The organism is Pseudomonas sp. P7758 (genome assembly GCF_013386485.1).
Classification (GTDB): domain Bacteria; phylum Pseudomonadota; class Gammaproteobacteria; order Pseudomonadales; family Pseudomonadaceae; genus Aquipseudomonas.
Map to the genome: position 1 here is coordinate 23,615 of NZ_JACARS010000096.1, position 12,560 is coordinate 36,174.

A 12,560-nucleotide genomic window follows, 5' to 3' on the forward strand; every position below is an offset into this window, starting at 1 on the left:
ACGATTGGGCATTGCAAGCCTTCGACCGTTTTGTCCACGAACTGGCGCCGGAGATTAGCGATCAGGTCAGGCGCTCCGACCAAGTGACGGTGGTGGTCTACGGCGCGACGCAAGTCGGCAAAACCACCCTCATTCTCGACCTGCTGGGGCTAGCGTCGAGCACCCGCGATGAAGTGGCTCGCGTACTACGTGGCGGCCAAGCCGTGGGCAAGTCAGCCACGGCCATGCCGCTGCGCTACGGTCGTGCGCCCGATGACAACTGGTACATCGGGGACGACCGCCCACTGGATGAGGCCCAGGCTACCCAAGCACTGGCCAATATTCGCCGCAAGGTCGAGCAAGGCGGCCGGCAGAATACGGACCTGACTGATATCCTGATTCCCGGCCGGCTGTTTCCGACCGAGTCTGGCACTGCTCTGGACGTGGACGTCAAGCTGATCGACTTGCCCGGGTTGGACGCACGCAACCGTAACGAACAGCAACTGGTTGAACAGCTCGCCCGTCGTTATGTCACCGTGGCGGACCTGGTGCTGCTGGTCACCCAGGCTAGCAGCCTGGGCTTTCTGCGACCGGAAAACCTGCAGATCGAGGAACTGGCCCACTGGGCAAGCCAGCCAGTGCGTTTTCGCGTGGTGGTGACCTCTTGTTTCTCCCTCAGCAGCGTGCGCAAACACTTCCTCAATACTTCGTTCGGCGTACAGCAATTACGTCAAACAATGATCAGCGAGATCGAAACCCTCGAACTAAAAATTCCCCCACGTTTTGCCGACAATCTGTATGTGCTTGAACTGGGCGATTCCGCTCGTGATCTGGCCAACACCGACCTTGAGTACTACGCGCAGATTGCACCGGTGATCAGTGAATTTAGGCAGCAACTGATTGCCGACATCAAAGATGCGTCCGGACCGTTCTCGCGGCTGTTCGCGGCCTTTCAACTGGATGGCGTCGTACAGGGTCAAATCTCGGTGTTCCGAGCGCGCTACGACGAGCGCAAGGCAGAGTTGGATAAAGATCTGCAGGTTTTTGAAAAACAACTGGGCAAACACTACCCGACCTTGTCCGATGGTCCCTGGTTAGAGAAGCTTGAGGATCACCAAACCAGTCTCGAAGAGCAGTACACGACTCAAAAGCAGCTGGGCGCCGTTCTGTCCAAGTTAGTGCACACCGAGTGCAGGACGCTGTTTGAATCATTATTCGAAGGCTCGTCGATCAAGGTGGACGCTGAAACCGTTTCAGCGCTGCAAGAGGCGCTTGAAGAGGAAAAAGACCGCCTGAAAGAACTGTGCCAGGGTTGGACAGAAATCCTCAATGAATTATTTGAGCGCGTGGCTATGGATAATCTGAAGGATCCTTTAAGCGAGTGTGTTGACCGGTTGCCCCCCATCACCTTCGATGACAGAGACTTCCATGCCATCGCCTATGTTCTGGATGACTACAGCACTGACAGCTACTTCTGGTCGTCGAAATTCAAAAACGACAGGATTGTGCTGGACATGGCTTTTCGTAAAAGTCAGCAACGCCATGCATCACTTGCCCATCAAAACTTCATTGACGGCTTCCGCGCGCAGGCCGCGCGAATCGAGAAGACCGTCAGCGCTCTCAAAGCGCAACGGCGCAGCGTGAAAGAAAAGCTGCAACACCTTCAAGACCACCACGACGCCCTTTCGACGCTACAGTCAGAACTGGATGCAAATCTGGCCAGAATGACCAGTTCGCTGAAAATAGCCGAACACTTTGAACGGCGGGTCAATGAAGCCTTTGTTAAAACCCTCCAAAACGTCAAGACAGGTATCACCAAGGGACCCACCGCCATGGACAAATTCCTGGCCGTGTTGAATACCCATTTGCTGATCAACGAAGCGGAAAAACTCTACGCCGGAAACCCTCGACGTGACTGACAACATAGTTCAAGACGAAATGCGAGCCGCCAGGCAAGACATGGCACAACTGCTCAACGATATCGTGATCGCGCCACTGAAAGACGAACTCACTGCCCTGCTGGACGGTGCGCTGTATCCGCTCGACAAAGAGAACAAGGACCGCCATGACGGCCTGATGGCGCAGATAAGCAAGATCAAGCGAACGCTCGATCGCCACTACCCCGCTAACAGCCTTGCCCTCGACGAACAATTTCAAGCATTGCTGGACGGCCAACACGATGCCGAACATCAGGCACACACCCGAACTAAAGACCTGGCAACGACACTGAGCGCCCAAACGGAAGCGTTCAGTCAGCAAACCCTGCAAGCGCTATCGAGCCAAACCGAAGCGCTCGATGGCCTTTTAAGTGAACACCAGCAGGCCTTCCAGGCCCATACCCAAGCGCAACTGCACGCCCTGAACGACGCCAACCGGCTAGCCCATCACGAAAGCAATGAGCGGCTATTCGAGCAGATGTCGGGACTGGCCGATGCCCAGCAAAGCACCGAGGCGCTGGCAGCCACCCGGGCGGAGCATCTGCTCGAGACGTTGAGCACTCAAGCCGAAACGCTCGGCCAACAGACCCTGCAAGCTCTTAACACGCACAGCCAAACGCTCGAAGGGCAACTGAACGATCATCACCAGGCGTTTCAGCTCGTCACGCAAACACAACTGAAGGCACTGAGCGAAGCAAACCAGTCAGTCCATCGCGAGGGCAACGATCAGTTGCTCGAGCAACTGCAACAACTCGGCAAGGAGCATACGAAGCGCCTGGAAGCACTGATCGCCGTGTTGGCCAGCAAGGGCCGCACCTCTGTGGAGCAGGCCATTGCCCAGCAGGACCAGCGCGTGCAAGTCACTCTCTGCACGCAAGCAGTACAGGCCAGTACGCAGCACGAATCCACTTTGCAAACGCTTGCGGTCCTTCAGCAGCGTCTGCTGGCACAAGACACCCAGGTCGGCTTGCAGCATGACTCCACTTTGCAAACGCTTGCAGCCATTCACCAGCATTTACTGACGCAGGATGCCCGGGTCGACGACCTGCAAGTCAATCTGCAGCGAACCGCAGGACATACCAAGGCCTTGCTCTACACCGTAGTCCCAGTAGGCCTGTTGAGCCTCGGAGCGCTGGCCTACCTGATCCTGCATATCGGCTAGCTGCCCTTCAGGCTCACTGTCCTTTTCACCGCATAACAAGTGCATGCAATGTATGGAACAGGTGCTCGATAATTTTTCCAGCGGATACGTCCCTGTCGGGATTCGAGGTGTCGGTCGTGAACGGCTTGTGCCCTCTGTAGAACGTGTCTTGCAGGCTCAGCACTTGCGCTCGTTGTATCCGCATGGGCATGCAGGGCGCGGTCCAGGAAAGCAGCAGGCAGAGAATCACCGTTTCTCGCAATGCTCCCCTCGGCCGACCATCATTTGACCTTGCCAGGGCCTCAAACAACTTTTGCAGGAAGCAAGACAGATGGAACAGTTCGTCCCTGTCCAATTCGAGCCCGTCGCGATAGGAGACCTTGACGTGACAATCGAAGCGGTGCTGTTTGTCCATTTCAGGTAGAGCCTGGCCAAGAAAAAGGAATTCGCTAGCCGCCCTCAGCACATCCGGTTGCACACCCTTGACGACAAAGTCGAAGTGTTCAAGTAGATGCTCTTCACCCTGATCTGGTGGGTTGTGATGCAACATCACCGATGGCAAAACAGGCTCTTTGGGTGAAGCGTCACGCAACTCGGCCTCAACATATAAACCGAAACGGGCCAAACCGTTCAGTGCCCGCAGAATGATCTCGACCAGTTGCTGACGGTAATCCCGGTTAATGTGGCCTTGATGGTCGAAGATGCGACCGTCAATTTCCTTGATCTCCCACAGGATGTTATGCAGAGGATCGGTTGTATCGTGATACCAGGACTTCAACCTCTGCGCGGCTACGGATTCCGGTTCCATCAATGCCGCATGATCCCTGGTTTGCCGAAGTGCTTGCAACTGGTCTTGCAACCGCATGACTTCTTGCTCGGACGCCTTGAGCCTGGCTTGAAGCTGCCTGTCGTGCACCTTGAGGCTTGCGGCGAGGTCCTGCCCCACCGCGAGCTTGTCCAGCCGGATTTGCCCCGCGACCTGATGGTCAAAACGCGCAACCGGCACTCGCCGTCCCAGCCCCAGCAACTGATCACACCAGTTAGCAAAGGTCAGATCCATCGACGCGCTTGCAGACAAACGCCCCTTCAGGGCACGGTCAAGCACCCCCTCATCCAGGCCGGAAAAATCCGCCAGGACACCATATTTTCTCAGAACACTCAGTTGAACTGCCTTGGCCTTGTTCGCAAAACCCACACCTGCTCTCCCTGGCTCAACAATGTCTGCTGACGAATCGTCGAGAGCATGCCAGCGGACTAGGCAAACTGCCAGCATCGCGTGAGTCGGAATCGAGCAACGAAAGCCAGGCCCACACGTGAGTCACTGCTGAGTTGGGCGGGTGCACGATCTCAGGATTTTCGTCGACATTCCTTTTTCCGCCCTAGTTCTGAAAACAACTGGCGAAGTCTTGTTCTTGAGATAAGCAAATCGTGGTTTTTTTCTGCAGGCACATATCCAGAGACGGCTGACAGGTCATACGCGCCCATCGACGCCATCGCCTCCGCCATCTATATACGACAAAGCCCTGATTATTCAGGGCTTTGTCGTTTCTGGTTTTTGAAAAAACTTACCAGCCCACACTTCAGCCCACACCCTGGATGAAGTATTGCTTTTCGACCAACGGCTAGCTTTTTGAATGCCGCTTCGGAAGCATGCGGGTCGGCGCACGCCAGAGCACCCAGGCCAGATAGAGCGCACCCAACCATTTCACCACGCTGAACAGTTGCTCAGATGCCTGGAGCAAGACCTAGTCCTCAGCCCATATCTGCCATGGCCGAGTTCTCCACGGGCAAGCGCAACAAAGTTAAAGCAGATGGCGTGGAATCGAGCGACCTGCGCCCGGGACGATGTGATCTCTATGTCACCAATCGCAAGGTTTGCTTCGGTTTCGAGGCCAAGCAAGCTTGGCAACGGGTTGGGCCACGCTCCAACCCGACACGCAATGTGCACAAGGGCTTGCAGGCTGCCTGAGAGGACAGCGGACATCTGGCTAACGATACAGACCACCGTTTCGCCGCCACCTTCATCGTGCCTTCGCTGCCACTAAACGCCGTCACCGGCGAATTAGGGAAGGTGGACCCGGAAAAAGTCATGGCGCTGCTAAATACCTGGTTAGAGGGGCAGCGGGGATTTGTACGCCCCGGCGGCAAAGAAACCAGTTATGCCTACACCTTTCCACACCTCGGTCATGAAGGCTTCATTTCCGGTCCCAGGTATTACCCCGGTGTGGTGCTGGTGCTCGAAGAGAGGTTCAGGGCGGCTAAGTTGTTGGATGGGGAGAACTGAGTTTCGGTGCAATGCAACGTTGCCGGATTAGCACCTTTGGTACGGGATCGCCTGACACCATGACCTGCCTTGCTCACTCGATACATACGCCTTGATCAGCGCCCAAACATTACTCCACCTCAGTATCTAATTGTATCGACACGACTAACGCTCGACGATAATGTAGAGGCGATGAAAATCAACGACCAGCACTCGAGGGGCAACGGACACCAATGTTTTCATCCGTTCCACAGGAACTGAGACGTAGACCGAGAGCAATCGACCATTTGCGCTCATCGAGCCAACACTTGGAGTAACAGACTCATTTTGGATGAAGGCAATAGCTTCCACCAATTGAATCTCTATCTCCGGATACTTAAAATCCTCTGGATAAACCACAGTACCTTTGAAAGTGAGGACAGCGAATTCTTGGATAACGTCCTCCCCAGACGATACTTCGCGTCGGGTAGCCATTCGAAATGACCACGAAAAGTGCCAAGAAGTAATCTTCGCCTGGTACCATTTAAGAGAATATGGTGAAAGAGTCTGAGCACGTCTAGCACTTTTACCTCGACCGTTGTTAGGCTTTACCATATCCACCTCCCTACAGGGCCGAGTGTCGAGCCAGACAAACTATCACTAAACTCGACAATAAAAGCCTAGACCTATCCAGTGAACTACATACGACGCATAGTTCTACTTTCTTTACACGAGAGTGGTTATACCTCCGGCCCCCTATAAATACACCCACTTGTACATGTCTCGTGAATACGTATTGCGGATAGTTCGGGAAGCAATGGCTTTAGCTCCTGCCAAACCCAAACGGCTAAAACCTCGCTCGTCGGATTTTCCAGTCCGGGAATTTCATTAAGATAATTGTGATCTAAGCGTTCATACAGAGGCGCGAAAATCTCCTTTATCTCGGAAAAATCCCTGACCCAACCCGACGTCCTATCGACAGGGCCATCAATATAAATTGCAATACGAAAGGAGTGACCGTGCAGACGCCCACATTTGTGCCCTTCTGGAACATTGGGCAACCGATGAGCGGCCTCAAAAACGAACTCTTTAAAAATCTCCACTGATTCCTCCCGTATCTCACGCGACAAAAAAAACAAACACCTAGACTAAACCTTCCAAGACTCAAGATCGACGCATAACGTTTCAAACAAAAACTCTACAACTTTGGCTCGCCCCTCACCCAGCGCTGATGCAATAGTGATCACGGAAACCAAAATGGAGTTAACAGTGTGTAAATCGGTTACATCACTCAAACAATTCAGTATTTCTTCGAATTTCCCCAACATAGCAGTTTGGGAAAAATTTAATGCCTGCACCACATGGGTAGATGGCGTCAGGTAGAGAATATTCGCACGCGTCCGCAAACCGTAGGCTTCAGTCAACATGCCATACCCTTCCGAAGGGAAAGCTTCGTCTTGCCCTGCGAGCCTCCTCAATGCCTCCTGAAAAGCCATGGATAGATGAAGAATGACTTCAGAGAACTCTTTTACACTGGCGTCACTGGCCAGGGCTGGAGACAGATCCGAGGAAACCAAAGTAGTCATAATGCCTCCTAAATATTAGTATATGAGCACCAGTTAGCTAGGTACGAGTTCAGAACTTCGAACCACCCTGGTCAAATGATCAGTCAAAAGATGAATATCACCATGTAAATTCTGAACTCCATTCCATGGCCGGTTGCCTGTTTTAAAGGACCACTCTCCCGAACCGAGCGTCCAAGCTGTATATCCTTGTAGCTTTCTAAGGCCTAACTTGAATACTGGGGCCAGTGGCGCTCCTGTAGCACACAACTGTTCCATGACGAACCCCATGGAAATAATCCCCGCGCTATGGACGAGACGAGAGCTTTTAGGTGTATGACCATGCCAAGCATTTCCAAACACCTCCTGGACCGCCTGAAAAAACTCACTGATGGCCAAGAAACAACGATCCTCACCTCCCGACAACTCAATCACCTCCCGACAGTAACCGTCAGATAGGGAATTCATTACCAGTTTCTGGAGCGACGTATCACCGATGACCCCTGAGGGGTTGGTATGCTGCTTAATTTGTCCTTGCAAAGAAGATCGATCGTCATAATTCAGCATTTCCACGATGCGGGCTGCGCGGGCGCGGGAAGTCATTCTGAATGGAAGGCCGCTGACAGACGGGAGCAGTTCATATACCAGCGACTTCGGTAATGGACTGGTGTTGTTGACGAGAATGAATTGCCGGCGAAGCTCTTCCTGATTTTCACACACAAGAGCAGACACCAGTAACTGGAACGAACTCCCCTCGAGCCCAGATAACGCAGATAGGCGCTGCTGACCATCCACAACGAACCCAGGAGGGCCGGATGAAATATCCACCTCAATTTCTGCATAGGCTCCATTTCCTTCCACCACCCGGACCCCACTGGTAAACGCTAACACCACAGCATTGGGCATTACCGCATCGGGACGGGAGAGGTAGTCGCGAATCTCTCGTATGTGCTTGGACACCTGTGGCCGCTGAAAGCCATGAAGGGCGCCACGATCATCACGCTTGACTCGGTCGATGCTAGCGATCGCCAAAATCTGCTCAACGGTAGCCGCAAACGATACCACTTGGTGGGTTGGGCTCTGTAACGCCTTGATTGCGCTGAACTTAAGCAATGAGTCTCTTCCTTCATCGAACGGCCACCCAGAAAGAGGGGTAGCAGCAGTATTGAGGCTCTTATACCAACCCTTCCGCATAAAAACTAGCCTAAGCGCATTGGCCCATACAGTTATTAAATGGTAAATTGTCAGCCTCAGATAAATGCAACACTCGTCAAAACAGGCCTACAGTTTTCCCATGAGAACCGTCATCATCACCAACTGCACGAATCGAAAACGTCTCGACGGCCTGCCGCCGGTAGTGCTGAACGACGAGTGTTATTCATCGATTGCTGCCATGGCAAAGGCGTGGAAGGGGCAAATAGACGAGCGTCCTACCACTCTGATGGCATCTTCACTTTACGTGGGTAGAAGCGTTTCTGACGCGAGGCGCGTAGCAACGAAGTTGGACGCGAAGCTAATGTTTGCGTCGACCGGCTTAGGGTTGATTGAAGGCGATCAGAGATGTCCACCGTACAACCTGACGGTGGCTCAGGATCCGAACTCTATCATCCCACGTCTCGAAAAATTGGGTGTGCGCGCATCAGATTGGTGGGAAGCCGTGAATGTCACCCAATCAAAGGGAAGCGCCCTAGCGGACCTCGTCAGCCAACCCGACATCGACTTGGTGCTCATTGCCCTCTCTTCAAACTATGTCCAGTTGATAGGCGAAGACCTTGGAAAAATCAGGGACACGCAGATCGACAAGCTCAGAATATTCACTTCGCGCCCAGGCATCGAGATGCTTCCCAGCCATTTACGACGCATCGCGATGCCCTATGACGAACGCCTTGAAACCTCAACACTACCAGGCACTCGCAACGATTTCCCTCAGAGAGCCCTGCGTCATTTCATTGAAATTCTTGAACTGTCGAGTGCTCCTGCTGAGATCGCTCGAAAGAGCGTCAGCGCGGCGATGGATCTTTTATCCCTAGCAAAAACGACCATCCGGCGGCGCGCATCGGACAGTGAAATTGCCTACATGCTTGAGTGTGTGTGGGCTGACTACCAAGGCAGTTCGACCCGATTGTTACGCTACTTAAGGGACGAGGCCCTGGTGTCGTGCGAGCAATCGCGCTTTCGGAGGATCTGGCAGGACATCAAAGGTCAAGACAGCATAGAGAGCAAAGCATGACGAGCGAAGATGCGATTGTGGTGCGTGCACTACGCACCACGCAAGGCGACAACCTTGATGTGTATGCATTATTCATCAGGGGATCTGACCTGGTCCGAATTGCCGACATCAGCCGCCTGTCGCGCGAAGACAGCAGTCCCCTCAAGGGTTTTCAGCGCCCCGAGATTAAGAGTCATGTCAAAGGGATCACTGAGTACCTCAATCAGGGAAATGTACTTTTTCCCAATGCAATTATCTTAGCGCTGTCTCCTGACCTGCGTTTTGTTGCAGCACGCGGAAGTAAGCCGACAGGCGATGCGGGGCTTTCGCAAGCGGGTACGCTGACGATCCCTATCAGGGAGGAAGGAATGAGGTCTGCCTGGATCGTGGACGGGCAACAGCGCTCATTGGCGTTGGCGAAAGCGGCCAATTCGGATCTTCCTGTGCCAGTGATCGGTTTTGTATCCGACAGCCTGACCACCCAGCGCGAGCAATTTATTTTGGTCAACAAGGCCAAACCCTTGCCCACTCGACTGATCAACGAACTACTGCCGGAGACAGGCAGCATCCTTTTGCCCCGCGAACTGAGTGCTCGCAAGGCACCAGCTGAGTTGTGCGGGCTTCTTAGCCGCGATCCCAACTCCCCTTTCCACAAACTCATAAAGCGGTCGTCCGAGCAAAATAGCAAAGCGGTGATCACTGACACCGCTGTAATAACGATGATCCGCAATAGCATCAGTAATCCGCTGGGGGCGTTGGCTCCCTACACCTCCAGCATCGACGGTGCGGCGAACGTTGAGTCCATGTACCACCTACTGACGACCTTTTGGCGAGCGGTGCGTGATACGTTTCCAGAGGCGTGGGCACTTGAATCGAAGAACAGTCGACTTATGCACTCAGCGGGAATCATCGCCATGGGCGTGCTCATGGATCGGATCTACGCCAAGATCGGTGGTCAGCGCGAAACCTACGAAGCCGTGTTACAAGAACTGACCAGAGTAGCCCCTTACTGCGCATGGACATCAGGTCAGTGGCCGATGATTAATGTCCAGTGGAATGAAATCCAAAGCACCCCTCAAGATATCAAGGCGCTGCAAGAAACCTTGATCCGCCTCTATATGACCAGCGCTCACCAATGAAATTTTTATACGCCGACACCCAAGACTACGTAGACCCGGACTACGATTTCATCAACGATCGAAATGCGCCGGGCCGGAAGAGATACTGGGATGACCAGTATGCGCACGAAATGATGACCCCCGTCCCTTATGATGGGCTCTTGGTCTCGATGAGCGCAGTGCGACCTGCAAATGGCGTCGCTAATTCAAAGGTTCGGTACTCGACTTCCGAACAGCAGCGCTTCCTCAGAGAAGGGGCGCGCAAATTTCTACGACTCGATGGCATTCAGTTCAAAGATACGATGGTCCTAGGTGACTGCGGGGCTTTCGCCTATGTAGAGCACCCTACCCCTGCGTATAGCCCAAGCGAAGTAGTAGAGTTCTACTCAGATGCAGGATTCACCCACGGTTGCTCGCCGGACCACATCATATTCAACTGCGACTCCAGCAATCCTCCAGCGCTGAGCCAGTCGGAAGATGTGCTGTTTCGGTACGAAATTACGCTCAAAAATGCGCAAGAGTTTCTGCGTTTAGTGAAGGATGCGGAATGGCCTTTCGAACCTCTTGGAGCGGTACAGGGTTGGTCTCCTCAAAGCATGGCGAACGCTGCAAAACAACTCGAAGACATGGGTTATCGCTACTTGGCGATCGGAGGTCTAGTACCTTTGAAAGTCGATCAAATCCATGAGGTTCTGAAAGAGCTTCGAGCGGTCCTTAAGCCCGAGACAAATATTCATCTGCTGGGCTTTGCTAAAGCGGAGAACATCCATGAATTCACCGGATATGGCATTACCAGTTTTGACTCAACCTCCCCCCTTATACGCGCATTTAAAGATGCGAAGTGTAATTACTACATGGGCAACAATACAAACAAACTGGATTACTACACCGCTATCCGCATTCCTCAAGCGATTGAAAATCCACGCCTGATGCAAGGAATAAAAAAAGGCACTCTGAGCGCAGAAGAACTACAAATCAAAGAAAAAGCGGCGTTACTAGCGATCCGCGACTACGATAAAAACCTGCTCGACTTTGATTCAACTTTAGCCGTGCTAGTAGACTATCTCCGACTGACTCTTTCCGGATCGATAACATCATCAATAGAAATGGAAAAAGAAATCGCCAAACATGTCCGACTAATCTCACCCACGCTGAGAGATAAACCGTGGCAAAAATGCCAATGTTCGATTTGTCAGTCAGCGGGTATCGAAACTATTATCTTTCGAGCCAGCAATCGAAACAAAAGACGCGGATTTCATAACTTAGGCGTGTACCACCGCCACCTTCAGAAAACTCTGGAACTTTCGAAACAATGATCTATCGATTTAAGGGTGTGCGCGCCCAACAGGCCTCCGGGCATGATGTATTTTCGTTTGCGGCCACTCCAAATGAAATTTTAGATTTTTCTGAAATTGAGAGAGTCGGCCGCGATGAAGAAGGCCACCTCAAAGGCTTTCAGCGCCATCAAGTCGCGTCGCATATCAGAGATATTCGTGACTATCTTCAGCGCGACGATGCATTGCTTCCTAACGCAATTATCTTGGCCTTTTTGGATGGGGTAACGATTAAAGACCTCGGCGAGGGTATTGTAGAAATCATTATTGATGCTACCGAATCAAAACCAGGCTTCGTGGTCGATGGACAACAACGACTCAGCGCCCTTGCGACGATGGAAAAACCTGGATTCCAGGTATTTGTATCTGCATTGATTTGTAAAGACTACAACGAACTGCGACAGCAGTTTGTGCTCGTCAACAATACGAGGCCGCTGCCAAAATCGCTAATCTATGAACTTTTACCGACTGTTGACGGCCTTCCAGAACGGTTCACGAGTCGTAAATTTGCTGCTCGCATTATTGATTTATTGAATTTTCTGCCTAACTCCTCTCTATTTGGCGAGATCAAACAACATACGAATCCTAGAGGAGTACTAAGCGACATGGCGATGCAGAAGTTCGTGATGAACTCTGCGAATGATGGCGCGATTCGTAGCTTCATGAAGTTTGATGACTTTGAGGGGCGCAGCATCGAACTTATCAATAACTTCTTCCATGCAGTGCGTGTAGTGTTCAGATCGGAATGGGAAGGACTAGCGCCCCGGAATTCACGTTTGAAGCACGGGGCGGGCCTGGTTTCTTTGAGCTTCGTTATGGAGTTGCTTTACTCCGATCAAGGCACAACCAGTAAGGAAGGTTTCATCAAAGGACTAAAACTTTTGAAACCTCATACGGCATGGACAAGTGGCGATTGGCACATTTCTGAAACCGACCGCCGCCCCTGGAATGGTATCCAGAACACGCCCACTGATATCGGATTACTCACTAAGTATCTGACCGAAAAACTCAAGCAAGAACTGAAGCGGCGCTAAAACA

At 52.4% G+C, this 12,560-nt stretch carries 12 protein-coding genes; 7 read left to right on the forward strand and 5 right to left on the reverse strand.

Annotated elements, in window-relative coordinates:
* The first annotated feature begins 11 nt into the window (after nucleotides 1–11).
* Together HX873_RS20770 and HX873_RS20775 are read left to right on the forward strand one after the other, a co-directional pair.
* The gene (locus tag HX873_RS20770) at nucleotides 12–1,898 is read left to right on the forward strand and encodes a dynamin family protein (RefSeq protein ID WP_177123129.1); all 1,887 of its coding nucleotides are present in this window, start codon (nucleotides 12–14) and stop codon (nucleotides 1,896–1,898) included.
* Nucleotides 1,899–1,938: 40 nt separating this feature from the next.
* Nucleotides 1,939–3,078: a hypothetical protein gene (locus tag HX873_RS20775; RefSeq protein WP_177048116.1), complete on the forward strand. Its 1,140-nt coding sequence runs from the start codon at nucleotides 1,939–1,941 to the stop codon at nucleotides 3,076–3,078.
* Nucleotides 3,079–3,103: 25 nt separating this feature from the next.
* Here the strand turns inward: HX873_RS20775 and HX873_RS20780 are convergent, their stop codons facing one another.
* Entirely contained in the window at nucleotides 3,104–4,252 is a 1,149-nt protein-coding gene (locus HX873_RS20780) for a hypothetical protein (RefSeq protein WP_177123130.1), read from the reverse strand.
* 894 nt (nucleotides 4,253–5,146) lie between these two features.
* On the opposite strand from HX873_RS20780, the gene HX873_RS20785 reads away from it, so the two are divergent.
* A complete protein-coding gene (locus HX873_RS20785) occupies nucleotides 5,147–5,341 on the forward strand; it encodes a hypothetical protein (protein ID WP_177048112.1) in 195 nt (64 codons plus the stop codon).
* A gap of 144 nt (nucleotides 5,342–5,485) precedes the next feature.
* Here the strand turns inward: HX873_RS20785 and HX873_RS20790 are convergent, their stop codons facing one another.
* The 4 genes from HX873_RS20790 to dbpB (HX873_RS20805) all read right to left on the reverse strand — a co-directional run bounded on the left by HX873_RS20790 (nucleotide 5,486) and on the right by dbpB (HX873_RS20805) (nucleotide 7,974).
* A complete protein-coding gene (locus HX873_RS20790) occupies nucleotides 5,486–5,794 on the reverse strand; it encodes a hypothetical protein (protein WP_177123131.1) in 309 nt (102 codons plus the stop codon).
* A gap of 245 nt (nucleotides 5,795–6,039) precedes the next feature.
* A complete protein-coding gene (gene queD, locus HX873_RS20795; protein ID WP_169900424.1) occupies nucleotides 6,040–6,402 on the reverse strand; it encodes a 6-carboxytetrahydropterin synthase QueD in 363 nt (120 codons plus the stop codon).
* A 45-nt stretch (nucleotides 6,403–6,447) separates the two neighbouring features.
* A complete protein-coding gene (locus HX873_RS20800; RefSeq protein ID WP_102623980.1) occupies nucleotides 6,448–6,885 on the reverse strand; it encodes a hypothetical protein in 438 nt (145 codons plus the stop codon).
* Between the two features lie 33 nt (nucleotides 6,886–6,918).
* The gene (dbpB, locus tag HX873_RS20805) at nucleotides 6,919–7,974 is read right to left on the reverse strand and encodes a DGQHR domain-containing protein DpdB (protein WP_256349649.1); all 1,056 of its coding nucleotides are present in this window, start codon (nucleotides 7,972–7,974) and stop codon (nucleotides 6,919–6,921) included.
* A 181-nt stretch (nucleotides 7,975–8,155) separates the two neighbouring features.
* Between dbpB (HX873_RS20805) and HX873_RS20810 the strand changes: the two genes are divergently transcribed.
* From HX873_RS20810 to dbpB (HX873_RS20825), 4 genes are read left to right on the forward strand one after another with little or no spacing between them, the layout of a single operon-like run.
* A complete protein-coding gene (locus HX873_RS20810) occupies nucleotides 8,156–9,091 on the forward strand; it encodes a hypothetical protein (RefSeq protein WP_177123133.1) in 936 nt (311 codons plus the stop codon).
* A complete protein-coding gene (gene dbpB, locus HX873_RS20815) occupies nucleotides 9,088–10,209 on the forward strand; it encodes a DGQHR domain-containing protein DpdB (protein WP_177123134.1) in 1,122 nt (373 codons plus the stop codon). Before HX873_RS20810 ends, dbpB (HX873_RS20815) begins: the two co-directional genes overlap by 4 nt.
* Nucleotides 10,206–11,504: a tRNA-guanine transglycosylase DpdA gene (gene dpdA / locus HX873_RS20820; RefSeq protein WP_177123135.1), complete on the forward strand. Its 1,299-nt coding sequence runs from the start codon at nucleotides 10,206–10,208 to the stop codon at nucleotides 11,502–11,504. The genes dbpB (HX873_RS20815) and dpdA overlap by 4 nt, the downstream gene beginning before the upstream one ends.
* Entirely contained in the window at nucleotides 11,501–12,556 is a 1,056-nt protein-coding gene (gene dbpB / locus HX873_RS20825; RefSeq protein WP_073638898.1) for a DGQHR domain-containing protein DpdB, read from the forward strand. The genes dpdA and dbpB (HX873_RS20825) overlap by 4 nt, the downstream gene beginning before the upstream one ends.
* Nucleotides 12,557–12,560 lie beyond the last annotated feature (4 nt).